15 protein-coding genes are annotated in these 25,274 nt (G+C 68.9%); 8 read left to right on the top strand and 7 right to left on the bottom strand.

Annotated elements, in window-relative coordinates:
- The first annotated feature begins 42 nt into the window (after positions 1-42).
- The gene (locus IPM43_05390; protein ID QQS25801.1) at positions 43-1,053 is read left to right on the top strand and encodes a class I SAM-dependent methyltransferase; all 1,011 of its coding nucleotides are present in this window, start codon (positions 43-45) and stop codon (positions 1,051-1,053) included.
- Here IPM43_05390 and IPM43_05385 read toward each other — a convergent pair.
- The 4 genes from IPM43_05385 to IPM43_05370 all read right to left on the bottom strand — a co-directional run bounded on the left by IPM43_05385 (position 1,017) and on the right by IPM43_05370 (position 6,162).
- Positions 1,017-1,790: a WecB/TagA/CpsF family glycosyltransferase gene (locus tag IPM43_05385; GenBank protein ID QQS25800.1), complete on the bottom strand. Its 774-nt coding sequence runs from the start codon at positions 1,788-1,790 to the stop codon at positions 1,017-1,019. The genes IPM43_05390 and IPM43_05385 overlap by 37 nt on opposite strands.
- A 26-nt stretch (positions 1,791-1,816) precedes the next feature.
- Positions 1,817-2,677, bottom strand: coding sequence for a hypothetical protein (locus tag IPM43_05380; protein ID QQS25799.1), 861 nt, complete (start codon positions 2,675-2,677; stop codon positions 1,817-1,819).
- Positions 2,677-3,840, bottom strand: a complete 1,164-nt coding sequence (locus IPM43_05375) for a Gfo/Idh/MocA family oxidoreductase (GenBank protein QQS25798.1) — start codon at positions 3,838-3,840, stop codon at positions 2,677-2,679. The genes IPM43_05380 and IPM43_05375 overlap by 1 nt, the downstream gene beginning before the upstream one ends.
- Before the next feature lie 69 nt (positions 3,841-3,909).
- Entirely contained in the window at positions 3,910-6,162 is a 2,253-nt protein-coding gene (locus tag IPM43_05370; GenBank protein QQS25797.1) for a DUF1996 domain-containing protein, read from the bottom strand.
- A 205-nt stretch (positions 6,163-6,367) separates the two neighbouring features.
- On the opposite strand from IPM43_05370, the gene IPM43_05365 reads away from it, so the two are divergent.
- Both IPM43_05365 and IPM43_05360 read left to right on the top strand, forming a co-directional pair.
- Positions 6,368-7,180, top strand: a complete 813-nt coding sequence (locus tag IPM43_05365; protein ID QQS25796.1) for a class I SAM-dependent methyltransferase — start codon at positions 6,368-6,370, stop codon at positions 7,178-7,180.
- A complete protein-coding gene (locus tag IPM43_05360) occupies positions 7,177-8,136 on the top strand; it encodes a Gfo/Idh/MocA family oxidoreductase (protein ID QQS25795.1) in 960 nt (319 codons plus the stop codon). The genes IPM43_05365 and IPM43_05360 overlap by 4 nt, the downstream gene beginning before the upstream one ends.
- A 4-nt stretch (positions 8,137-8,140) precedes the next feature.
- On the opposite strand, the gene wecB is transcribed toward IPM43_05360, so the two are convergent.
- From wecB to IPM43_05345, 3 genes are read right to left on the bottom strand one after another with little or no spacing between them, the layout of a single operon-like run.
- Positions 8,141-9,277, bottom strand: coding sequence for a UDP-N-acetylglucosamine 2-epimerase (non-hydrolyzing) (gene wecB / locus IPM43_05355; protein QQS25794.1), 1,137 nt, complete (start codon positions 9,275-9,277; stop codon positions 8,141-8,143).
- Positions 9,252-10,352: a DegT/DnrJ/EryC1/StrS family aminotransferase gene (locus IPM43_05350; GenBank protein QQS25793.1), complete on the bottom strand. Its 1,101-nt coding sequence runs from the start codon at positions 10,350-10,352 to the stop codon at positions 9,252-9,254. The genes wecB and IPM43_05350 overlap by 26 nt, the downstream gene beginning before the upstream one ends.
- Positions 10,349-10,924, bottom strand: a complete 576-nt coding sequence (locus IPM43_05345) for an N-acetyltransferase (GenBank protein QQS25792.1) — start codon at positions 10,922-10,924, stop codon at positions 10,349-10,351. The genes IPM43_05350 and IPM43_05345 overlap by 4 nt, the downstream gene beginning before the upstream one ends.
- Positions 10,925-11,027: 103 nt before the next feature.
- Between IPM43_05345 and IPM43_05340 the strand changes: the two genes are divergently transcribed.
- The 5 genes from IPM43_05340 to IPM43_05320 all read left to right on the top strand — a co-directional run bounded on the left by IPM43_05340 (position 11,028) and on the right by IPM43_05320 (position 25,273).
- A complete protein-coding gene (locus IPM43_05340) occupies positions 11,028-12,296 on the top strand; it encodes an NAD(P)/FAD-dependent oxidoreductase (protein ID QQS26340.1) in 1,269 nt (422 codons plus the stop codon).
- A 12-nt stretch (positions 12,297-12,308) separates the two neighbouring features.
- Complete coding sequence (locus IPM43_05335) at positions 12,309-13,307, top strand: polysaccharide deacetylase family protein (GenBank protein ID QQS25791.1); 999 nt, start codon at positions 12,309-12,311, stop codon at positions 13,305-13,307.
- Complete coding sequence (locus tag IPM43_05330; GenBank protein QQS25790.1) at positions 13,304-14,422, top strand: glycosyltransferase family 2 protein; 1,119 nt, start codon at positions 13,304-13,306, stop codon at positions 14,420-14,422. Before IPM43_05335 ends, IPM43_05330 begins: the two co-directional genes overlap by 4 nt.
- 196 nt (positions 14,423-14,618) lie before the next feature.
- Positions 14,619-19,142 (top strand): LLM class flavin-dependent oxidoreductase, encoded by a 4,524-nt coding sequence (locus tag IPM43_05325; GenBank protein QQS25789.1) that lies wholly within the window; start codon positions 14,619-14,621, stop codon positions 19,140-19,142.
- The gene (locus IPM43_05320) at positions 19,139-25,273 is read left to right on the top strand and encodes an SDR family NAD(P)-dependent oxidoreductase (protein QQS25788.1); all 6,135 of its coding nucleotides are present in this window, start codon (positions 19,139-19,141) and stop codon (positions 25,271-25,273) included. Before IPM43_05325 ends, IPM43_05320 begins: the two co-directional genes overlap by 4 nt.
- Position 25,274: the final 1 nt, after the last annotated feature.

Here is a 25,274-nt window from a genome sequence, read left to right as displayed (position 1 = left end):
GGGGCTGGAGAGACGTGGGAAACGCCGTTCGAGGGGGTACCAGTGGGCAGTGACGATGGCGGCGCGCAGTGGGTCGAGTGCAACTTGTGCGGATCCACCGAGTGGACCGTCGAGCACCCTGCCGGTCGCGCGCAGCGCAACCAGATCGTGCGGTGTCGCAATTGCGGTCTCCTGTACGCCAACCCGAGGTCGTTTCTGGTCGACCACGAGGATTACGAGCTACGCGAAGTCGAGCACGTGTTGGACGGTGTCGAGACCGATCGAGATCACGAGTACCGCTGGCGCTACGACAAAGAAGTTGGCCAGACGAGGGACTACGACAAGTCACGCCAGCGGCTGAACGAGTTGCATCCAGGCCGTGGCCGGCTGCTCGAGGTCGGATGCAGCATGGGTCAGCTGCTCCAGAGGTTCCGCGCGGATGGTTGGGCGGTGGAGGGCGTGGATCCGTGGAAGGAGGCTGCCGCATACGCGCAAGGCCATGGCATCCCCTGCCGGGCCTCGACGTTGGAGGATGCGGCGTTCCCCGACGCCTCGTTCGACGTCGTCGTGATGCTGCACGTCATCGAGCACGTCCCCGATCCGCGGGCGACGCTCGCGGAGATCAACCGCGTCCTGCGCCCGGGGGGCCATCTGCTGCTCGAGACACCGCGGTTGGACGGTGTCATGTACCGCACCTTCGGCCGGCGGGAACGCAGCATCAGCTGCGACGGTCACATCTACTTCTTCGGCTTCGAGACCCTCGCCAAGCTGTGTGAAGCCAGCGGTTTCGAGGTGATCGACCACGAGTTCAACGGGCGGACGCTCTCGGCGTCGAGATTGCTCTGGAACGTCGGAGTGATGTCGAAGAGCGAGGGTGTCGCGCGCCGGATCGACACCATCTCCGACCGTCTCGACCTGGACCGGATTCGCTTACGGGTCAATCTGCGGGACATGCAGCGGTTGCTCGTGCGCAAGGTACCGACCGTCGCTCCCGGGGAGACGGCGAACGCCGCGGTCGCTTCCGGGCAGGGCGGACCTCAGCTCGGCGCTGGGGGACCGAACGGGTCCTTGTAGCGGCCGAGCGCCTGTCGGAGCAGGTGGTAGAGCACGGGTGGCTGGTGCAGCAGATAGCGCCGCCAGCGGCGACGTGGCTCACGTACGAGCCGCCACAGCCATTCGAGACCGAGGTTCGTGACGACCGCCGGCGGGCGCACGACGGCCCCGGCCTCGTAGTCGATCGTGCCCCCCAGGGGCAAGAACAGGCGGACGCCGGGCAGTCGGTCGCGGTAGCGATGGATGAAGAACTCCTGCTGGGGTGCTCCGACGCCGACGACGAGCACGGTCGCCCCCGAGCGGTTGACCATCTCGATCACCCGTTCGACCTCGTCCACGTCGTCGAGCCAGCCCGGCGGCGGTCCGTATGCACCGACGACCATCGCTCGTCCCACCTTGTCGTTGATCCGCGTCTGCGCTTGGCTGGCGATGTCGCCTAGCGCGCCGCAGAGGAAGATCGTGGTGTCGGGATCACCGGCGTAGCGGGTGTAGAAGCGGGGGAAGTAGTCGGACCCTGACACCCGCTCCCGGAATGGCGTCTTCAGCATCTTGGCTGCGAACACGAGCACCTGGCTGTCACAGGTCGCCACGTCGAACAGGGAGACGACGTCGTAGAAGGCGCGGTTCTTCTGCAGCTTGGCGAGCGAGTCGACGTGCACGGTGATGATCGTGCCGGATCGCACCTCCAACAGCTCGTCCATGGTGATGTCGTCGAAGGTGACGTTGAGCAGCCGGATCCTGCGTCGGTGCCCTGGCACAGCAGTCGAATCTCCAGACTCGGATCTCAGCACTTCGAGTACTTCTCGATCAGCTCCACCGTCCTCGCGATGTTGCCTCGCGACGATGCACCGAAGACGATCGAATCGACGCGCGGCCGGTCGCATATCCAGGCGATGGCCCTCTCGGGTTCGATCGCCCCGGATGCCAGCACCGACATGGCGATGCAGGTGAACTCGTGGCCTTCGAGGGCTCGGTCGTAGGCCTCGATCCCCCCGCACATGCGGAACCCGACGGCGTTGTAGTTGCAGCAGATGATCGGGTTGCTGATCCCTTCGGAGACCAGCGCGTCGAGCATGCGTGGCATGTTCATCGTGAACACGCCGGCGCGCGCCCCGTGGCGGTTCTGCACGTACTCGACGAACTCGGCGAGCAGCTCGCGCATGCCGAGCCCGAGGAGCAGGTCGGCGATGACGTTCTGCAGGAACACGACCGGGACCTCGACACTGGCGAAGGGCACCAGTTCGGCATCGACGAGCTGGTACATGAGCTGTCGCAGGTCCTTCTTCACCGCCGTCTTGGCCCCACGCGCGACGGCCTCGAAGATCCCTCCCGGTGTCACCTGGCGAAGCGTCTCGAAGATGCCGAGCTCGGTGACCATGTCGGCGTACTTGTGCGCATACGGCATCCCGGGATGGAAGACCAGACCTTGGAACCGATCGCGGTCTGCGGCGACCCGGTCGACGATCTCGGCCATTCGGTCGTGGGTGGTGCACATGAAGGTTCTGATCCCGGCGTCGTACGCGTGGCCGAGCACGTCCAGGATCGCCTGGGTGTCCTGGAACCGCAGCGCCATCGCCCGCGCCTTCTCTTCGGACATGTGGTTCACGCCGAAGAACTGGTTGTCGCCGAACATGATCCGGTCCATCAGCGCCCCTGCCGTCTCGAGCGAGTCGTGAAGCGCTCCACGAACTCGTGCGAGCGCGTGACCGCGCGGTCGAGCCAGAGTGGCACCTGCACGGTGCGCCTCACTTCGCCGGCGGACCGCGCCGGCGAGCTCGATCCGGCTCCTTCGGCGTGGACGCGGGAGATCTCCTCGACCACCCGGTCTGTCTCGGCTGCGCTGCCGAAGTTGTTGACGGGAGTGGAGTCTTTGGCGCGGCAGGCGGTGAGGAAGGACTCGATCTGGGCCGAGTACTCCTCGCCGCGGACGTAGAAGCCGACCGGCGGTTGCAGATCGGTGATGTACCTCACCGTCCAACCCGGGCCGTAGTTCTCGAACTGGACGTCTTCACGAAGGAAGACCCGGCACTCCTGCCGATCGGCGTAGATCTTGCCCTGCGATCCGTGGACCACGATGTTGGTCGTCATCTTGCGCACGGTGGGATCGCACCAGTTGGTCTCGAGGGTTCCTGTGGCCCCGTCCGGGTAGACGAAGATGGCGTGCACGGCATCTTCGATCTCGCGGGAGAAGATCCGCGACAGGCGTGCCCCGACGACTTCCTGCGGCGGGCCGACGACGAAGTTCATCAGGTCGACGACGTGGCACGCGTAGTCGTGCAGGCAGCCTCCTCCCGTGGACTTGGCGGATCGCCAGGTGCGCCCCGCGCCGGAGCGGGGCGTGATGACCTGCCCGAACGCGCTGCCGCTGACGTGCTGCACCTGCCCGATGGCGCCGGCAGCGACGAGCCGGGCCGACTCCGCGAACGTCCCGACGAAGCGGTTGTGGTAGCCGACCTGGTTGGCGACACCGGCCTCCATCGCCCGCTCGGCCAGCCCGCGCGACTGCGCGTACGAGAGAGTGAGCGGCTTCTCGATGAAGACGCCGATGCCGCGATCGAGCGCCAGCATGCCGAGCTCGTGGTGCGAGGCGGTCGGCGTGGCGATGATGACGCAATCGAGGTTGCCGGCGGCCGCGAGCATCTCGTCGAAGCGGTCGTAGCCGGCCAGCCCGGCGTTCGACTGGATCGCGGACAGCAAGAAGCGCTGGTTGTCCGTGACGCCGGCGATCTCGACATCGGGTTGCGCCCTGGTGATGGCGAGGTGGGAGAGGCCCATCTTGCCCACACCCACCAAGCCCACGCGCAGCACGGGTCGAAGGTAGCGGCTTGGCTCGTCGATTTGGGGGAGGTGCATGCCGGCCGAAGCCCTTACCGGGGTTCAGTGGGGGGGTGGGGCGATGGTGTGGGGTCCGGTGTAGTTGGGGGGGTCGAGCAGTCGTTGACCGTTGCCGATCTGGCCGCCTTGGCAGTTGAGCATGTCGTTGATGCACTTGGCGACCCAGGTGTCTTGGATGGTTGGGTCCCACGCTCCGAACCAGTCGGAGTGGAACGTGGACCCGTTGGCGTGGGTCATCCCCGGCATCTGGTCGGAGTCCAGGTGCCAGTTGCGTGAGTTGCCGTCGTGGGAGAACCACGCCCCCAACGTGAACTCGGGCAGCATCACCGGATGCGTCGCCGGGCACGACAGATGCCCGGTGTGAGGATCGGCGCTGCGGTAGGCGAGATGGCTGCGATGGTTCGCGCTGTCGAGGTTGCGGCCGTCCCAACACGTCGGGAACGTCAACGAGACCCCCACGCGCACACCGGAACCGCAGTTGGGGATCTGCTGGGAGCTCGCCCCACCGCTCTCACACGCCCACGAGAAGTGCGTCGGTGTCGAAGGGTTGGCCATGTCGTAGCCGGCGATCATCCGCAACCCTGCCGGCATCGAGCGGATCGCCCGGATCTGAGCCTGGTACTGGGCGCCGGCACCGATCGAACCCTTGTAGTAGACGATCAGGTAGTCGGGGGTGACCACCTTGCCGGAGGCGTCGATCAGCGCGGGCATCCAGTACGCGGAGCGGTTGATCGGCCCGCCGTGGCAGGTGCTCGAACCAGTCGTGCGCAGCGACTCGTACGTCGAGTTCGCGTTGGCCAAGGTGTTGCCGAAGAACATGTGCAGATGCGACTGGCCTGCCTGACCCGGGTACACGATCGGGTCGTCGTAGGCCAGGTGCGAGTACTCACAGATCGCCCGGAAGTTCCCCGACGGCTCCCACGCCGTCGACTCCGGAACCCGATCGTTCAACAAGTACCGACCGACATCGAAGTTGCTCCCCACCGGCGTCACCGAATCACCCGAGCCTGGCGCCGTGGTGGTCGTCGGGCTGGCGACGGTGGTGCTGGTGGCCGGTGTCGTGGTTGCTGGCGTCGTGGTGGCCGGCGTCGTGGTGGCCGGCGTCGTGGTGTTCGGTGTCGTCGTGGTCGGGTTCGCCGTGGTGGTGGTCGGGGCCGGTGTCGTGGTCGTGGTCGTGGTGGTGGGGGTCGACCCTCCCGGGTCGGAGAGACGGGTCGGCCGGCCGGGTCGGTAGTGGAGTCCGCTGCCGATGGTCGCCGCGAGGTCCACCACGACGTGGGTGTCCGTGGTCGAGCGGATGCACGCCTCGCCGGTCGACCCTGGTGCGACCAGCTCGCTCACCGTGGAGCTCTCGTTCGCGTAGACCGGCCCACTCGCCATCGGTGGTACACCGGCGTCGCAGGTGTAGACGCTGATCTCGCCGGCGGAGCCAGCGCCGGTGGTCGTGACGTTGAGAAGCGCCGCAGTCACGCTCTTCGGCACACGGACACGCATCGTGGCGCCGGCCCGCAGAGGGGCCTTCCAGAAGCCGATGCGGGTGTCGTAGAGCCGCACCGGCTTGCTCTCCAAGCGATCGGGCCCGGAGGGAGCCCAGCCGAGGGAGTCGACGACGAGGTCGGTCCGTGTCGAGGAGACGATGCAGACGGAGCCGTCGTTCAACGCACTCATCGTGAAGTTCGAGGTTGCCCGGCCGGCGGAGAAGTTGACCGTCGAGGTCGACGGTTGGCGGGAACCGCAGGCGAAGACGGTCAGGTAGCCGCTGCGGTCGGAGAGCGCGGTCACGTTCAACGCCGCGATGCCGGGTCGGTTCGCCACCTGCACGCGCGTGACCTGCCCACCCGGCACGGAACGAGTCGTGCGCGTATCGAGTAGGCGTACCGAGCTGGCTCGCAGCCAGGGGGAATCCTTCGAGAACTGGCCGACGACGTCGACGGCGAGGTCGGTCGTCGCGGACGAGTAGACGCAGATCTTGCCTGCCTCGCCGAGACCGACGATTGCCAGGTTCGACACGGGTCGCCCGGCGCTGAAGTTGAGGTTCGACGAAGCCGGGCGCGCCGTGCCGCACGGGAAGGCCGTGACGTAGCCATCTGTCGAGGGCCGTGATGCCGACAGCCGGACGGTCACCATGGCGGTGTCGGCGCTGACACCTGCCTGGCCGGCAACCTGCACTTCGAGCACGGAGCCCGCCTGAATGTCGGGCAGCGGCCCGACGGCGCTCTGATCGAATGCTCCGATGGCGAGTGGCACCAGGCCGATCACGAGGCCGAGGTGAACCAGTCCGAGGGTGCGCTTCAAGGGGGTCCTCCGGTGCCAGATGGCGCTGAATGTTCCGTCTCCGCGTCGGAACTGCCGGCAAAGTCATCGGTTCGCAATCGAGCGGACTTGAGGCAGATGTCGGGTATCTAGGGAGCGGTTTGACGCCTACGCTCAGGTCGTGCGATGCCCCCGATGCGGGGTCGCGGCGTGGTCGCCGACGATCGAGAAGCCACCGTTTTGCTATGTGGCCTGCACGGGCTGTGGCCTCACCCGGCTCGAGCCGTTCCCGACGACGGTCGAAGCCGCCGCCATCTACGGGGACGGTTACTTCGAGGCGGCAGCCGGCGGTGGCTACGCGGATTACGTGCGCGACGAGCGGATCCATCGCCGCAACGCCCGTGCCCGCCTACGGCGGATCGGCGAGCCGTCGACTCCGGGGGAGGTGATCGTCGACGTCGGTTGCGCCTACGGCTACACGATGAGCGAGGCCCGTTCGTTCGGTTGGAGCCCGATCGGGGTCGAGGTCAACGCGGCGGCCCGCACCGCGGTAGAGCGTGAGGGCATGACCTGTGTCGAGTCGTTGGCCGACGTGCAGGTGCCCATGGGCACCGTCGGCGCGGTGACGTTCTTCCAGTCGCTCGAACACCTCACCGACCCCGCAGGTGCGCTGAGTGCTGCTGCGCAGCTTCTGCGGCCAGGTGGTCGACTCGTGATCGAGACCTGGGACCGCTCGAGTGCACCGGCGCGCATCCTCGGCGCTCGCTGGCAGCAGGCGACGCCACCGTCGGTGCTGTGGCTGTTCGACCGCGAAGACCTGGTGCACCTGTGCGCGTCCAGTGGGTTCTCCGTGCTCACGTGCAAGACGACGACGAAGTGGGTGTCTGCCGGGCTCATCGCTGGGCAGATGCGCTTCCGCGGTGGGAACAGGATCGCTGTCAAGTTCGCGTCACGTCTTGCCGATCTTCCAATTCCGTACGCGTTGACCGACCTGATCACGGTCGTGGCGGTGCGTTGTTCGTTCGAGGACGATCTCGGCAACGAGGGAGGAACTTCATGACCAGGCCGGTCATCGCCCTGGTGGGTACGGGAACGATGGGCGCGAGCCATGCGCGGATCATCTCCGATTCGTCGCACGCCGACCTCGGTCTCGTGATCGACATCGACGCGGCCGCCGCCGAACGGCTCGGCTGCCGTCATTGGGCGCGTGTCTCTGACCGCCTCGACGATGCCTTCACCTGCGATGCGGCCGTGATCGCCAGCTCGACCGCCGCTCATGTCGAGTGCGCGGTTCCGTTCCTCGAGCGGGGAATCCCGGTGTTTCTCGAAAAGCCGCTCGCGCCGACTCTGGCCGAGGTGGACACGCTGCTCGAGCTCGCCGAGAAGACGGATACGCCGCTGATGTGCGGCTTCGTCGAGCGCTTCAATGCCGCCTTCCGGGCAGCGGAACAGCAGATCGACGAGACACCCGTGCACCTGCTCGCGATCCGTCACTCACCACCGGCGCCGCGGATCGCCGCGAGCGTCGTCGGCGACATGCTCCTCCACGACCTGGACGTCGCGGTGCGGTTGTTCGGGGGGGTCGAACCGAGCGTCGTCGGTGCATGCTGTCATCGCCCGGATGGTCACCGGTTCAACGAGATCGCCGATTGCACGCTCCAGTTCCCGTCGGGGATGGCCAGCCTGTCGGCCAACCGGCTGGCGCAGCGCAAGGTGCGCCTCTTGACGGTCCATACGCACACGAAGTCGGTCGAGGTGGACCTGCTGCGACAGGACGTCACCGTCTACCGGAACATGAGCCAAGAGATGACCCACGGAGCCGACGGGCTCGGGTACCGCTCGTCGACAGAGATCGACCTGCCGTTCGTCCGCCACGTCGGTGAGCCGCTCGCGTTGCAGTTCGAGCACTTCATGTCGTTCGTCGACGGCCGTGGCGACCACGCGGCAGAGCGGCGCCAGATCCGCGCCGCTCACGCATTGATGGAGGCGATCGAGTCCCCACCTGCCAAGGAATGAGCGCTCAGCCGCCTGCCAACTCGTCGATCGCCTCGACACACCGTGCCGAGGCGTGCACGCCGTAGGGGTAAGGGAGCTCACGCAGCTGGGCATGAGTCTGCGCGATCGTCTCCAGCAGGCGGCATGCCACGGTGGAGATCTCCGGGCCGGCCGACACGAGATGCGCGAACGTGCCGAGCAGCTCGGGGCGCTCGGTGGAGCTACGGATGACGACCACCGGCCGCTTCACGATGGTGGCCTCTTCCTGCACCCCGCCCGAGTCGCTGATCAGCAGGGCGCACTCTGCGGCCAGAGCGATGAACTCCCGGTACCCGAGCGGTTCGACGAGTTGCACCCCCTCGAGCAGCTGCAACATCCCGAACTCACGCGCCCGCGCCATGGCGCGCGGGTGGAGCGGCAGCACGACCGGCAGTGGCAGCGCGGCCAGCTGTTCGAGAATCGCCTTCAGCTTCACCGGGTCGTCGGCGTTCTCGACGCGGTGGACGGTGGCAAGGACGAACCGGCTGGGCTGCAGCCCGAGCTCGGCCAGGAGGCTGGCGCGTTCGCCGGCGGACGGCAGGATCCTGTCGAGCGCCTCCTTCAGGGTGCTCCCGGTCACGCGGATCCGCTCCGGTGACACGCCCTCACGTCGTAGCAGCTCCGCGTTGGACGGGTGGGGCGCGAGGCAACGCTCCGACAGGGCGTCGATCAGCACACGGTTGTGCTCCTCGGGCATCGTGCGGTCGAAGCTGCGCAGGCCGGCTTCCAGGTGGACGATGGGGATGAGGGCCGCATTGGCTGCCAGGGCGCCGGCCAGACCGGAGTTCGTGTCGCCTTGCACCACGACGCAGGCCGGTCGCAGCCTCAACAGCAGCTCCTCGATGGCGATCGTCGCGCGACCGATCTGGGCGCCCCTGGTCAGGCCGCCGACGTCGAGATGGTGGTCGGGTTCGCCGATGTCGAGCTGCTCCAGGAAGGTGCGGCTCATCTGGTCGTCGAAGTGCTGGCCGGTGTGGATCGTCGTCGCCCGGTCGCCGAGCTCGTGCACCACCGGGGCCAACTTGATGATCTCGGGGCGTGTCCCGAAGACCACCGCGACCTGCCCGCTCGCCGTCACGGCCGGGCCCCCGTCGCGCTCATTGCAGGGCCGCGACGACGGCATCGGCGACCTGCACCAGCTCGTCCGCGGTGAGGTGCTGGTGCACGGGGATGCTCAGCACCTCGCCCGCGACCCGCTCCGCGGTGCTCGTGTCGTCGTGGTGGTGGACACGGGGGTGGCCGCGGAAGCAGTCGTAGTGGTGCACCGGGCGGGGGTAGTACACGCCAGATCCGATGCCGCGGCTCTGCAGCGAGGCGAGCACCTGGTCGCGCGTGCGGCGCGCCGTGTCGGTGACGCGCAGGGTGTACTGGTGCCACACGTGCCGGCGACCGGCCTGGACGCTCGGGACGACGAGGCCCTCGATCCCGGCGAGGCGCTCGGAGTAGTAGCGCGCGTTCGCCGAACGAGCCTCGGAGATCGCGTCCAGGCGTGCGAACTGGGGGATGGCGACTGCGGCCGCCAGATCGGTCAACCGGTAGTTGTGCCCGGGGCGCTCGTAGTCGTAGCGCGCCCGCATCCCCTGGTTGCGCAGCACCCGGACGCGCTCGGCGACGTCGTCGTCGTCGGTGGTGACCACGCCTCCCTCACCCGACATGAGGTTCTTCGTGGCGTAGAAGCTGAATATCGCGATCCCGAACGACCCCGCCGGGCGCCCTTCGTAGGAAGCGCCGTGTGCCTGGGCCGCGTCCTCAACCACGCGGCAACCGTGGGCCTCGGCGAGGCCTTGGATCGGGCCCATTTCTGCCGTCTGCCCGTAGAGGTGCACAGGCATCAGCACCCGCGTGCGCTCCGTGAGGACCGACTCCACGTGCGCCGGCGACATGTTGAAGTCGATCTCGGAGATGTCGGCGAAGCGGGCCGTCGCACCGGACTCGAGGATCGAGTTGAGCGTCGCGACGAAGGTGAACGGGCTCGTGACCACCTCGTCGCCCGGTTCCAGGTCGAGGGCTTCGAGCGCCGCGCTGAGCGCCGTGGTGCCGTTGCTGACCGCGATCGCATGGCGGGTGCCCGCCATCTCGCGACAACACTGCTCGAACCGCTCGACCATCGGACCCTGCGCCAGCATCCCCGAGCGCAACACCTCGAGTACGAGGGCTTCCTCCTCGGGTCCGCAGCGCACGCTCGTGATCGGGATCATCGTGGTTCCTCTGGCCCGCAATCGTCGCAGTGCAGCGAGGTGGGAGGTGTCTTCGCGTCGCGGCTGATCACCGCGCCGCAGCGGCACACCCAACCGGCGGGACGCGCCGGATTACCGCGGACGAGCTGATGGGGCTCGACGTCGTGAGTGACGACGCTCCCCGCGGCGATCATCGCCCAGCGGCCGAGCGTGGTGCCGCAAAGGACCGTCGCGTTCGCTCCGACGGAGGCTCCTCGGTGCACCTTCGTGGGCACGACCTGCCAGTCGGTCGAGCCCGCGCGCGGCAAGAGGTCGTTGGTGAACACGCACGAGGGGCCGAGGAACACGTCGTCCTCGACGGTCACGCCGTGGTAGACGCTCACGTTGTTCTGGATCTTCACCCGATCGCCGATCACCACGTCGGTGTCGACGTACACGTTCTTCGCGATGTTGCATCCGGAGCCGATGCGGGCGCCCTCACGCACGTGCACGTGGTCCCACAGCCTCGTCCCCGGCCCGATCACGGCGCCGTCTTCGATCTTGGCGGTCGGCTCGGCGACGTAGCCGGCTTTCGATCCACCCGCCGATTGCACGTGGCGCAGGCTAACCGTGCGGATTACCCTCCGGACGGCTGTGGGCGACGAGGCGCGGGCGCAAACCGAGAAGTGGGCGGTGATCGGCGCAGGCGTGCTCGGGATGACGCTCGCCCACCGGTTGGGCGATCTCGGCAAGGAGGTCACGCTGTTCGAGGCGTCGCCCCGTCTCGGCGGGCTCGCCGCACCGTGGCAGCTCGGTGAGGTCACATGGGATCGTCACTACCACGTCACGTTGCTCTCCGATGCGAGGACGCGGGCGATGTACGAGATGCTCGGTCTCGGCGACCGGGTCCGCTGGGTCGAGACGAAGACCGGGTACTACGGGACGGACGGCAAGCTGCGGTCGGTCTCCAACGCGGTCGAGTTCTTGCGGCTGCCCGGGCTGCGCATGGTCGACAAGCTCCGGCTCGCGTCGACGATCCTCTACGGCTCACGTGTCCGCTCGGGCGCCCGGGTCGAGAAGATCCTCGTCGAGCCGTGGCTCACGCGGTGGAGCGGGAAGCGGACGTTCGACGTGTTCTGGAAGCCGCTGCTGCGCGCCAAGCTCGGCGACGAGTACACCCAGACGTCAGCGGCCTTCATCTGGTCGACGATCCAGCGTCTCTACGCGGCGCGTCGCAGTGGCATCGGGCGGGAGAAGTTCGGCTACGTCGACGGCGGCTACGACACCGTGTGCCGCGGATTCGAGGAGCAGCTCGCGAAGCGTGGTGTCGACATCCGGCTGTCCACCCCGGTACGCAGCGTGCGTCCCTCGACCGACGGATCGCTGGAGGTGACGACCGCGGGTGGTGCCGAGCGATTCGACCGGGTCGTCGTCACCACGGCCTCCTCGTTGGCCGCGCGGCTCTGCCCGGACCTTCTCGCCAACGAACGCAAGCGCCTCGAAGAGGTGCGTTACGTGGGGATCGTCTGCGTGTCGCTGCTCCTGCGACGGCCCCTCGCCGACTACTACCTCACCTACATCACCGACCCGAGCACACCGTTCACGGCCGTCGTCGAGATGACTGCCTTCGTCGACCCCCAGCAGCTCGGCGGTCACTCGCTGGTGTACCTACCGAAGTACGCGACCTCGTCGCATCCGCTGTTCGCCATGGACGACGACCGGATCGTGGCCGAGTTCTCCTCGTACCTGCGCACCATGTACCCCGATCTCGCCGAGGAAGACGTGCTCGCCGCGCGGGTGTCGAAGGTGGCCGAGGTGTTCGCCGTGCCGACGCTCTCCTATTCCGACAGCGCACCGTCGATCGCCACATCCGTCCCCGGGCTCTACCTCGCCGGGTCGGCGAACCTGCCGTTCGCGACGCTCAACGTCAACGACACGCTTTCGCTGGTAGACGAGGTGATAATGGCGACTGGCGCGGAGGGCTGAGGCGGTGATCCGATGAACGCAGACCGACCCGGGCGGGCAACGGCTTCGCTCTCCCTCGACGCGGACAACCTGTGGGCGTACCAGATGACCCATGGCGACGCCGGTTGGGAGGAGTTCCCCTCGTATCTCGACGAGCTGTCCGCTCAGGTGCTGGCGATGCTCGCCGAGCTGGGGCTGACGATCACGTTCTTCGTCGTCGGACAAGATGCCGCGCTCACCCGCAACCATGCTGCGCTGCGAGCACTGGCCGATGCCGGCCACGAGATCGGCAACCACAGCTTCCGCCACCAGCCCTGGCTGCACAGGTACTCCCTGACGGAGATCCATAAGGAGCTCGGCCGCGCCGAGGACGCCATCGGTGAGATCTCCGGTCAGCGCCCGATCGGGTTCCGCGGGCCTGGCTACAGCCTGAGCCCCGACGTCATCCGCGCGCTCATCGACCGGGACTACCTGTACGACTGCTCGACCCTGCCGACGGTGGTCGGTCCACTTGCGCGCCGCTACTACTTCCGTTCCGCGAAGTTGGACGCCAGTCAACGAGAAGAGCGCGCGAACCTGTTCGGCAGCGCCCGTGACGGACTTCGCGGGCTGCGCCCTTACCTCTTCGCCTCGGGCACCGACCGGCTGCTGGAGATACCGGTCACCACGATGCCGATGCTGCGGGTACCGATCCATCTCAGCTACGTGCTGTACCTGCGGGGGGTCTCGGAGTCGTTGGCGTTGCGCTACTTCGCGAACGCGCTGCGGGTGTGCCGGCTGCGTCACGTGGAGCCGTCGATCCTGCTGCACCCCCTGGACTTCCTCGGGGCCGACGACGTCGACAGCCTGCGCTTCTTCCCCGGGATGACGATGCCCGGGGCAGTGAAGCGCGCGACTGTGCACCGGTGCCTGCAGGAGCTCAGCAGCCAGTTCGAGGTGGTGGCGCTGCGCGAGCATGCCGAACGGATCCTGGCGCGTGGCGGGCTGAAGACCGAGTCTCCGGCCACGACGGCGTTGACGGGTGCGCGATGAGCGACGCGGGTGAGGGCCAGCGGCTACCGCTCGTGACCGTGCTCGTGCCGGCCTACAACGAGGCGCTGAAGATCATGGTCACGCTGACCACGATCTACGAGTACATGTCCGGCCTGGCCGACAGCTACGCGTTCGAGATCCTCGTCATCGACGACGGTTCGACCGACGAGACGGCCGAGATCGTCGAGGCATTCGCGCGCAGCCGCCCGGAGGTGCGCCTTCACCGCCAGGCGGTCAACCGTCGGATCGGCCAAGCCCAGCGTGACGGTTTCGCGCTGTCACGCGGCGACATCGTCGTGGTGTTCGATGCCGACCTGTCGTACTCGGTCGACCACATCCGCCCGATGCTCGATGAGATCCAGGCCCACGGCGTGCAGATCGTCGTGGCCTCGCCGTACATGAAGGGCGGTCGGACGTCTGCGATCCCTCGCCACCGCGAGCTGATGAGCCGGTACGTCAACCGCCTGCTGTCGGCGACGAGCCAGTACGACGTGAAGACGGTCACCGGAATGGTCAGGGCGTACGACGGCGACTTCATCCGCTCGCTGAGCCTGAAGGCGATGGGGCCCGAGCTGAACACCGAGATCATGTACAAGGCGCAGATCCTGCGCGCCCGGGTGGCCGAGATCCCGGCTCACCTCGACTGGAGCGATCAGACCGAGCGGATGCAGAAGCGGAAGGTGTCGCTGCGCGTCGGCGGCACCTCCAAGCTGCTCGTCTTCGCGAGCTTCCTCTACAGGCCCCTGCTGTTCTTCCTCACGCCAGGCCTGTTGTTGCTCGCCATCTCCTTGTGGTCGTCGCTGTCACTCGCCTGGACCGTCGTGCAAGAAGCGCAGGGCGAAGGGGGCAACTTCGACGAGCGGATCACCCACGGCTTCGCCGACGCCTGGCAGCTGCGCCCTCAGACGTTCATCATCGCCGGGTTCACGTTCGTCGTCGCCGTCCAGCTGATCAGCCTCGGATTGCTGGCTGCACAGGCGAAGAGGTACTTCGAGGAGCTCTTCTACGCCGCGTCGTTCAATCGGCAGGTGCCGATCCAGGCGTGGCCCGAGGTCGAGCCGACGCAGATCGAGTCGCGCTCGGTACCTCGGCCGCGCCACACCGAGCAGGCGTAAGAGCCCCAGGTAGGTCGCTCAAGGTGGTATTCTGCCTGCCCTCAGTGGTGGTTCACAGCGGTCTGATTTCGAGGAGCACCGAATGACGGAGTCCGCGCAGCCAGGGGATGGCCTGCGCTGCCTATTCCTCGGTGATCAGCTGTTGGCCGTCGAGTGCGCGTCGACAGCTCGAACGGCGGGCCTGTCGGTAGCAGCCGTGTTGTCGAACGATGCGCGGACTCTCGAGCTGGCGTCTGCGCGCGGGTTCAAGACCCACTCCGACGTCGAGCCGAGCGAGGTCGCCGGTCTGCTTCGCGACCACCGGGCGGACGTGCTGGTGACGGTCGCTTACGAGCGGGTCCTCCCCGACGAGGCAATCGGCGCGGCCCGCTTCGCGATCAACTTCCACGACGGCCCGTTGCCGCTGTACGGCGGACTGAACGCGCCCACCTGGGCGATCCACCAGGACGCCGCCTGGTACGGAGTCACCTGGCACCTGATCACGACACAGGTCGACCGCGGTGACATCGTCGTCGAGGAGACGTTCCCGATCCGTCCCGACGAAACGGCGTTCTCGTTGAACGCCCGCTGCTACCAGGCCGGGATCGACACCTTCGGGCTCGTCGCGAGAGCCTTGGTGGAGGGAGAACTCCCGGCCCGCGCCCAACCGGACGGCCCGCGCCAGATGTTCCGCCGCCGCGACCGGCCGACGCTCGTGATCTCCGCCGATTCCTCGGCGGCGGAAGTCGAGCGGACCTCACGTGCCCTAGACGTCGGCCCGCGGCTGGCGAACCGAGTGGGCGTGGCGCGCTGGCTGCTCGGCGACGGCCCCGACTGGCTCATCCCGACCTCCGTCCGCCGAGGCGAAGGTGCCGGCGATGGACTCGCCGGCCAGATCCAGGACGTCTCGGCTGCGGGTGTCACCATCCAGGTGCGCGACGCCACGTTGGTGCTGGCCGACCTGGTGACGCCTGCGGGCGCCAAGGTCGACATGGACCGCCTGGTCGAGGCCGGTCTGGTCCGGGTAGGCGGCCAGATCCCGCAGCGGGCAGCGGAGCTGGGCGCGCTACTGGCTCGGCACGACGCGGAGCTGGCCAGCGACGAACCGTGGTGGATCGCTCGCCTGGAGGAATCGACGGTCGAGCCGCTCGCGCTGCTCGAGCCCGCGGCAGGAGCGGAATGGGCCGTGCTCCCCGTGCGCGGCGTCGCCGATGCAGATCGAGCCGTGCTGGCCGGAGCGGTTGCGGCGTGGCTGTGCGGTGTCACGAACGCGCAGCACGCGCTGATCGAGTGCACCGATGCATCGGTACGCAACCGGTACGCCGAGCTCGCCCCGTTCCTCCAGCCGCCGATCGTCGGGCTGTCTGCTCGTCCCGACGAGCTTGTCGTCGAGGTGCGCGACCGCGCCGCGGCCGACGTCGCCGGAGCCTTGTCCCACGGACCGTTCCTGCAGGACCTGGTGGCACGGCTACCCGGCCACCGCGGCCATCCCGTCGACCCCCAGGTGGCGCTCGACCTCGACGTCACCGACATGGATCTCCTGCCGGAGCGCGGCTCGATCAGGATCGCGCTCCAGCCGGACGGCAACCTGGCGCTTCACCACCGGCTCTCCCCCCAGCGCGCCGAGCTGATCGCCGCGCAGCTCGCTGGTCTCGTCGAGGCCGTCCGCGCTGACCCGCAGGGGCCGGTCGGGGCGCTGTCGCTGCTCGGCGCGGGCGACCGAGCGTTGCTGGAGCGGATCAACACCACCGCGTCGCCGCTCGACCCGGTCGACACCATCGACGCCCAGTTCCGCAGGCAGGTCGCGGCCACGCCGACCGCACCGGCGGTGTCGAGCGGTGGGGTCACCCTGCAGTACGCCGAGTTGGCTGCGCGCAGCGAGGTGATCGCTGCTGCGCTCGCCGGCGCCGGTGTCGGGCGGGGTGACACCGTCGGTGTGGCGCTACCGCGTGGTGTCGAGATGCTGGCGACGATCCTCGGTGTGCTGCGACTCGGCGCCGCGTACCTGCCCCTCGATCCCGACTACCCGCGCGATCGAGTCCAGTTCATGCTCGCCGACTCCGGAGCAGGCGTGGTGGTGGCCGACGAATCCGACTTCGGCGGATCGTTCGCGCGCACGGTGTCGCCGCCGGCGCAAGCGCTCGCGGCGAGCGGCGACGTCGACGAGCCCTCTCACGGCGGCGAGGACTTGGCCTACGTGATCTACACGTCGGGCTCGACGGGGCGCCCGAAGGGCGTCGAGATCGAGCATCGCAACGTGGTCAACTTCTTCACCGCGATGGACCGAGTGGTCCCGGTCGACTCGTCCACCGTGTGGCTCGCGGTGACGAGCATCTCGTTCGACATCGCCGTGCTCGAACTGCTGTGGACCCTCACCCGGGGCTGCCACGTGGTGATCCGTCCCCAGAGCGGCTTCGGGATGCCCGAGGCGCAGCGTCCGGCGATGCGTACGCCGTCGTTCAGCATCGCCCACTTCGCCGCGGGCAGCGAGATCTCCGACCGTGGCTACCGGCCGCTGCTCGAGATCGCGAAGTGGGCAGACCGCAACGGGATCGAGGCGATCTGGCTGCCGGAGAGGCACTTCCACGACTTCGGAGGACCCTTCCCGAACCCGAGCGTCGTCGCCGCGGCCATCGCCGTGTGCACTGAGCGGGTCGGGATCCGCGCCGGGAGCGTCGTGCTGCCGCTGCACTCCCCGATGCGCGTCGCCGAGGAGTGGGCGGTCGTCGATCGCCTCTCGGGTGGGCGCGTCGGCCTCGGGGTTGCCGCGGGGTGGCAGCCGAGGGACTTCGTGCTCAACCCCAGCGCGTACGGGCGATCCAACGAGGAGCTCGCCGACCGCATCGACGACGTGCGCAGGCTGTGGCGCGGCGATCCGTTCAGCGCGCCCGGCCCCGACGGCGAGCTGGTGGAGCTGACGACCATGCCCCGGCCGGTGACGGCGGAGCTCCCGGTGTGGATCACCTCGGCTGGCTCCCCGGCCACCTACGAGCGCGCGGGGCGGCTCGGCTACAACCTGTTCACCCACCTGCTCGGGCAATCCGTGGACCAGCTCGCCGAGAAGCTCCGGCTCTACCGCCAGGCCCGACGCGATGCCGGGCACGCGGGAGCGGGACACGTCACCGTGATGCTGCACACCTACATCGGTGACGACAGCGACGAGGCGAAGGGAACTGCACGCGGACCGCTCAAGAACTACCTGGGCACCGCGGCCAGCCTGATCAAGGACATGGCATCGGCCTTTCCGACCCTGCGCGGCGCAGGCGCCGATGCCGACGAGGCCTTCCGGTCCCTCACCGACGACGAGGTCTCCCAGCTGCTGGACATGGCCACGGAGCGCTACCTGACGAGGAGCGGACTGGTCGGGTCCGTCGACGACGTTCTCCCGGTGGCCGAGGCCGTGGCGGCTGCCGGCGTCGACGAGTTCGCGTGTCTGGTCGACTTCGGGGTCGACGTCGAGCGCGTCGCCGCCGGGCTCGACCACCTGTTGGAGCTCCGCCAGCGACTCGAGGCGAGCTGCGCGAGCTCGACGGTCGCGTCCCCCGAAACCGACGCGGAGAACGGCGATCTCGCCTTCCTCGTCGAGCGCTACGGCGTGACGCACCTGCAGTGCACGCCGTCGTTCGCCTCGATCGCGCTGGCCGATCCTGCAGTCAGGCGTGCAGTGGCAACGCTCGACCACCTGCTGGTGGGGGGAGAAGCGCTCCCGCAGAGCCTTGCCGCGGATCTCCGCCGCCTCGTCAAGGGTCGCATCACCAACATGTACGGCCCCACCGAGACCACCATCTGGTCCCTCACGCACGAACTCGTCGGCGACGTGCAGGGAGCGGTCCCGATCGGTGTCCCCGTCGCCAACACCACCGTGCACATCCTCGATGGGGCAGGCCGCACCATGCCTCCTGGCGCCGCCGGCGAGCTGTACCTCGGTGGCGAAGGAGTGGCTCGCGGATACCACGACCGGCCTCAGCTCACCGACGAACGGTTCGTCGACCGGCCAGGGCTCGGGCGCCTCTACGCCACCGGCGACATCGCCCGCGTGAACGAAGCCGGACTGGTCGAGTTCCTCGGCCGCAGGGATCAGCAGGTGAAGATCCGCGGGCATCGGATCGAGATCGGCGAGATCGAGTCACTGCTCGAGCGGCACCCCGGTGTCTCCCGTGGCGTCGTCGTGGTCCGCGCCGGCGACCTGCCCGAGCTCGTCGCGCACGTCGTGCCGGCGAACGGGGCGATCCCCGACGAGGCAACGCTGCGCCGGCACCTCGCGGCTGCGCTGCCCGAGGCGATGATCCCGAGCCGCGTCGAGGTCGTCTCCGAGCTGCCGCACACACCGAACGGCAAGGTCGATCGCGTCGCCCTCGCGGCTGCTGCTCCGAGCAGCCGCGGCATCGTCGTCGCATCTCCGCCGCGCACAGACGTCGAGGGAGCCGTCGCCCGGATCTGGCAGGGGGCGCTCGATCGCCCGGTCGGGCTCGACGACAACTTCTTCGACATCGGGGGGCATTCGCTCCTCGCGGTCAAGGTGCACCGCCAACTGACCGAAGAGTTCGGCGAACGGGTTGCCTTGACCGACGTCTTCCGCTTCCCGACCGTGCGAACCATGGCGACACATCTCGGCGAGACCCTTCCCGAAGGCGAGGGCGTTGTAGACGGAGAGACGCCGACCGTCGACACCGAGCCGACCGGGCTCAGCCGCGGAGAGCGCCGCCGGCGCGCCCGGTCCTTGGAGAACACGCCGCCGTGAGCGAGGCCTCGGCCAGCGACGTCGCGATCGTCGGCATGGCCGGCCGCTTCCCCGGTGCCGCAGACGTAGACGAGCTGTGGAGCCGGGTCGTCGCCGGTGACGATTGCCTGACCGAGCTGTCGATCGACGAGCTGGTCGCGCTCGGCGAACCGATCCAGCAGGTGTCGCGTCCCGAGTACGTCCGCAGAGCCGGCGTGCTCGACGACGTCGCCGGCTTCGACGCCGAGTTCTTCGGCATCGGGCCGCGTGACGCCTCGCTGATGGATCCCCAGCACCGGCACTTCCTGGAGTGCTCGTGGGCGGCACTGGAGTCGGCGGCGATCGTGCCGGAGACGTTCGACGGAGCGATCGGCGTCTTCGGCGGGTGCGGCATGAACACGTACCTGATCAACAACCTGCTCACCGAGCCCGGCCTGCTCGACGAGCTCGGCTGGTTCCTGGTGCGCCACACCGGCAACGACAAGGACTTCTTCGTCAACAACGTCGCCTACCGGCTGAACCTGACCGGCCCGGCGATCAACGTCCAGACGGCGTGCTCCACCTCGCTGGTGGCGGTCCACCTCGCGGTGCAGAGCCTGCTCGCGTTCGAGTGCGACATGGCGTTGGCCGGGGGCGCCACGATCGACGTGCCCCACGGCCGCGGGTACCTCCACGCGGAGGGCGAGATCCTCTCTCCCGACGGCCGCTGCCGGGCGTTCGACACCCGGTCCGAGGGGACGGTGCTGACGAGCGGGGTGGGGGTGGTGGTGCTTCGCCGCTTGGCGGACGCGCTGGACGACGGCGACCCGGTGCTGGCCGTCGTCAAGGGCTCGGCGGTGAACAACGACGGCAGGCGCAAGGTCGGCTTCCTCGCCCCGAGCGTCGACGGCCACGCGGCGGTGGTGCGCGAGGCGCTCAGCGTGGCCGGGCTCTCGGCGCGTGACATCCAGATGATCGAGGCCCACGGCACGGGGACCTTCATCGGTGATCCGATCGAGGTCGCCGCACTCACCGCGGCGTTCCGCACATGGACCGACGACAACGGCTTCTGCCAGCTCAGCTCGACCAAGCCGAACATCGGGCACCTCGACACCGCTGCCGGCGTCGCCAGCCTGATCAAGATGGTTCAGTCGCTGCAGCACCGCACGTTCCCACCACTCGCGAACCACAGCGGGCCGAGCGCGCTGCTCGACCTAGATCGGACACCGTTCCTCGTCTCGGGTGAAGCGCAACCGTGGCCGGGCAGCGTGCCCCGGCGTGGCGGGATCAGCTCGCTCGGTGTCGGCGGCACCAACGTGCACGTCGTGGTCGAAGAAGCCCCGGCGCCGCCCGCAGAACCGTCGGCGCAACCCGGGTGCCTCGTGTTCGCGCTCTCGGCCGAGCACCCCGACTCGCTGACCGGACGTCGTCTGCAGCTCGCCGACTTCCTCGAAGGACATCCCGAGGTGCCCCTCGCTGCGGTGGCGAGCACCCTCGTCACCGGTCGTCGAGCGATGTCGCGCCGGCATGTCGTGACGGCGAGGAGCAGGGAGGAGGCTGTCGAGCTGCTGCGCACCGAAGCCGCGCCGTTCGTCGACACCGGCCCGCCCGTCACCGGCGGAATCCGTCTCGGCTTCATGTTCCCAGGAGGCGGCGCCCAGTACGTCGGGATGGGGTCGAACCTCGACGACCGCTTCACGGTGTTCCACCAGGTCCGTGCGGAGGCGACGGCGCTGTTGGTCGAGGAGCTGGGCGGGCCGGACCTCGGGCCTTGTTGGGACGTCGCCGGCGAAGAAGCCGCCATGCGGCGGGCGACCATCTCGCTGCCGGCGACGTTCGTCACGAGCGTCGCCCTTGCCAGGCAGTGGATCGCGAACGGCGCGGTCCCGGACTTCTTCGTCGGCCACAGCCTCGGCGAGTATGCCGCCGCGCACCTGGCCGGGGTGATGTCGCTGCGCGACGCGCTCGCTCTCGTGCTCACGCGCGCTCGCCTGATGGAGCGGGTGGGAGGCGACGATTCCGGGATGCTCGTGGTGCCTCTGCCCGAGCAGGAGGTGCGCGAGATGCTCGCTCCGGAGCTGAGCATCGCCGTGGTCAACACCGCCGACGACTGCGTGGTCTCCGGTCGCCGGGCAGCGATCGAGTCCCTCGGCGACGAGCTGCGTGCCCGAGGCGTCGAGACGGTCGTCCTGCCGCTGGCGGCGGCGGCACACAGCGCGCTGCTCGACGAAGTCCTCGACGAGTTCGGCGAGGCCGTCGCGCGCGTACGCCTCGACGCGCCGAGCATCCCTTACCCGTCGAACGTCACCGGAAGCTGGATCACCGCCGAGCAGGCCACCGATCCGGCGTATTGGGTGGCGCACCTCCGCCAGACCGTGCGGTTCGCAGACTGCCTGGCCACGGTGCTCGACGGGCAGCCCACCGTGTTGACCGAGATCGGGCCCGGCCGCGCCCTCTCCGCCTTCGCCGAGAGCTCGCCGCAGCCTCCGCTCGCGGCAGTACCCACCATGCCGGGCAAGACCAGAGCCGAGACCGAGTCCGCGTTCGCGTGCCACGCCTTCGCGCGGCTGTGGAGCTGCGGCAGGCCGGTCGATCTGGCCATGGTCGCGGGACCTGCGTCGCGGCGCGCCAGGCTGCCCACGTACCCCTTCCACCACGAGCGTCACTGGACCGGCCCGGCGAACGACCTTCGCCGTGGGTCTGGCGATGCCGGCGCGCCCAGCGGCCCCCGCCGCATCGACGCGCTCGAGGAAGGGCTGTGGCGGCCGCGGTGGGCACCGCTCGCGGTGCGGCCGGTGGTGGACGACTTCGCCGGGCGACGCTGGCTGGTCGTCGGTGACATCGGCGATGCATTCGCGGCAGAGGTCGTCGCCGAGCTGGAACACCGCGGTGCCAGGTCGCGTCTGGTCGAGCTGCCGTCGGCCGACTCCCGGCGCGCGGCGGAGCTGCTCGGCCCCGACCCTCTCGACGGTCTCGTGGTCGTCGCACCGGCGGGCGATCAAGGCTACGAGTCGTCTGCCGATCGCTGGCTCGGCATTGCTCCCGGGATGGCTGTCGCGCTCGGTGCCCAGGCCGAATCGGCCAAGCTCGTTGCCCTCACCCGCGACGCGCTGAACGTCGAGGGCGGCTCGGCGCGCCGTGCTGCGGACGCCCTGGCCGTCGGCCTCTGCAAGGTGGTCGGCCGGGAGTACCCGCACGTCAGCGGCCGGATGGTCGACGTCGACGACGCGACCGCGGCGACTTCGGTCGTCGACGAGCTGGCTCGTACGGGGCCGACCGTCGCCGTCCTACGCGGCGGCGAGGTTTTCGGTCAGACCGAGGTCGTCGTCGAAGAACGAGCCGACGACCAGGTCACGCCCTCGACCGGTTTCGTCACCGGTGGGGCCTACCTGGTCACAGGCGGTCTGGGCGGGGTCGGCTTCGAGATCGCGAAGCATCTGGCCGACCGCCACGGCGCCCGGGTCGTGGTCACGACGAGCGAGCCGCTCCCGGACCCGGCCCTTCACGACCGGTGGTTGGCCCGGCACTCGGTGGACGATCCGACGTCGTTGCGCATCCGTCGGCTGCGCGAGCTGGAGGCGCACGCGTCGAAGGTGGGCGCTGTCGCCGTCGACGTGTCCGATCCGTCTGCGCTGCGGCACGCGCTCGATCGGGCCGAAGAGCTCGTCGGACGGCTCGACGGTGTGGTCCATGTTGCCGGCCGAGTCCACGATCAGCTGCTCGAGTTCGCGTCGGGAGACGAGCTCCGCTTCGTCGCCGACGTGAAGGCGCGTGCTGCGCTCACCTTCGTCGACGAACTGGATCGGCGCCGGGTTCCGCTGCTGGTGCTGGTGTCCTCGACGAGCACCCTTGTCGCTCCGGAAGGCCAGGTCGCATACGTCGGCGCGAACGCAGTGCTCGAAGCGCTCGCCGGCCGCCGCGGCAACCTGCGCGTCGCCACGATCATCTTCGGGCTGTGGTCAGGCAGGGGGATCGCGTCGGCGCTCGCCCGGCAGCATCGCCTGGGGCTGCACGACCCCTATCCGGTGCAGCACCCGATCCTCGACCAGTGCGCAGACGACGGCACGGAGCTGGTCATGGTCGGGCGTCTGGACCCGGCGCACCACTGGGTCGTCGACGAGCACCGTGTGCTCGGGCGCTGGGTACTGCCGGCCACCGGGCACGTCGATCTGCTGCTCACCGCCGCGACCGCCGCCGCCGAGGGAGCGGTGCTGTCGCAGCTTTCGCTGCAGGTGCCCCTCGCGGGCGAGGACGGGCAGAGTCCGACGATTCGAGTCGTGGTCGACCGCGCTAACGGCACCGTGCGACTGGAGAGCGACTTGGGCGGCCTCGACACAGGCGGCGAGTGGACCGTCCACAGCGAGGCGAGATACGGCGCACCGCAGACGTACGGATCGGAGCCGTTCGACTTCGCCGAGATCCGAGCGCGAACGAGCATCTCCGTCACCGACCCGTTCGAAGCCCAGCGCGCGCACCTGAGCCTTGGCGAGCACTGGCACTGCTTCGAGGATGTGCGCATCGGCGACGGCGTGGCGAGCGCAGTGCTGAGCCTCCCTGCCGGCATGGCCGTCGACCAGGACGCCTGGCTGGCGCATCCCTCGATGCTGGATGCGGCGATCGCGGTCGGCCTGGCCATCCGGTCACGCCCGGGAGGACTCCACGTGCCCACCGGGGTGGCGCTGGCCTGGACCAAGGGGCCGCTGCCCGATCCGGTCAACCTGGTGGTGACGGAGCGGCGCCCGGATGTCGCCGACCACACCGCCGGGGCAGACCAGGTGGAGCTCGACATCCTCGCCCTCGACGACGACGGTGCGGTGGTGGCGCGCCTCGACGGGGTGATGCTTCGCCCGCTAGCCGACAACGCCTGGGTGGTAGAGGGTGGATCCGCGCACGAGCCGCGAGTCACCGTCCGACACCACCGCGGTCACGAAACCTCGCTCGTCGAGCTCGCCGACGAGTTGGGACTGCGCCCCGAAGAGGGGACGACTGCCCTGGAGCTCTTGGTGGGGAGCACCGAAGACCAACTGATCGTGACTTCGATCAGCCTGGACGACCTCGATCGCAGCGTGCGTCCGCCGGCGCCCGACGTCGTGGAGGCATCCGACAGCGCGGCCGAGCCGCGCGAGGTCCTGCCCGCGCTTCGTGCGATCTGGACCGATCTGCTCGGCGCCGGTGCCGGCCGCGACGACGACACGGATTTCTTCGAGGCGGGTGGCCACTCGCTGATCGCGATCCGCCTCATGGCGCGGATCCATCGCGAGCTCGGGGCTCGCCTGCAGCTCTCGACGATCTTCGACGCGCCGACCATCAGGTTGCTGGCCGAGCGTCTCGAGGAGGCCCGCCCCGACGCGGCGTCCACCCTGGTGCCGGTCTCGATGGCCGGGCCAGGCCGACCGTTGTTCGTGGTCCACGGTGCGGGCGGGAACGTGTTGTTCCTGTCCACCTTCGCGCGCGCTCTCGCTCCTTACCGACCTGTCTACGGGTTCCAGGCGGCAGGCGTGAATCACGACGAAGACCCCGACGCGTCGGTCGAGAAGATGGCCGAGCGCTACGTCGCGGAGTTGCGTCGCCACGGTCCTGGCCCGTACCTCCTCGGCGGGTACTCCGGTGGTGGCACCGTCGCGCTGGAGATGGCGCGGCAACTGGTCGAGGCGGGAGAACAGGTGGACACCGTGGTGCTCTTCGACAGCGTCCCCCCGGGCAAGGCCGATCCGCCCCCCAGGATGCGGCGCGGGAACCTCGCCCGCCACCTGCTGCGCCATGGCCCAGGGCCGTTGCTAGATCATGTTCGGCGCGTTCTGTCGTGGCGCTTCGGTGCCCGCCGAGTCGACCGATCGAGCGTCGAGATCGCCCGGCTCGACGCCGATGCCGAGAGCCATGGCTTCGTCGACCTGTTCGACCACTTCAGCGCGGTCAGCGAGTCCTACCGTCTGCGGCCCTACCCCGTGGACGTGCTGCTCGTGAAGGCCGACGAGGTGTGGCCCACGCAGCCAGAGGACTACTACTGGGGTCCGCACGTTCGCGGAAAGCTGACGGTGCGCACCGCGCCGGGCAACCACATCACGATGTTCTCCGCCGACTACGCGGGCCACCTGGCCGAGCTCGTCGAACCCCACCTGGGGGACGCCGAGGCCGCGGCAGCTGATTCCGCCGTAGGCCGCAGCGCGTCCTGAC

The sequence above is a fragment of the Actinomycetota bacterium genome (genome assembly GCA_016700055.1).
Lineage (GTDB): Bacteria > Actinomycetota > Acidimicrobiia > Acidimicrobiales > Ilumatobacteraceae > Kalu-18.
The sequence above is the reverse complement of the archived record's forward strand: the minus strand, read 5'-3'. Positions and strand labels throughout refer to the sequence as shown.

Coding starts and splice junctions, on each gene's coding strand:
- IPM43_05350 (QQS25793.1), bottom strand. CDS start 10,352: ATGATCCCGATCACGAGCGTGCGCTGCGGACCCGAGGAGGAAGCCCTC.
- IPM43_05380 (QQS25799.1), bottom strand. CDS start 2,677: ATGGACCGGATCATGTTCGGCGACAACCAGTTCTTCGGCGTGAACCAC.
- IPM43_05360 (QQS25795.1), top strand. CDS start 7,177: ATGACCAGGCCGGTCATCGCCCTGGTGGGTACGGGAACGATGGGCGCG.
- IPM43_05340 (QQS26340.1), top strand. CDS start 11,028: ATGACGCTCGCCCACCGGTTGGGCGATCTCGGCAAGGAGGTCACGCTG.
- IPM43_05335 (QQS25791.1), top strand. CDS start 12,309: ATGAACGCAGACCGACCCGGGCGGGCAACGGCTTCGCTCTCCCTCGAC.
- wecB (QQS25794.1), bottom strand. CDS start 9,277: ATGCCGTCGTCGCGGCCCTGCAATGAGCGCGACGGGGGCCCGGCCGTG.
- IPM43_05330 (QQS25790.1), top strand. CDS start 13,304: ATGAGCGACGCGGGTGAGGGCCAGCGGCTACCGCTCGTGACCGTGCTC.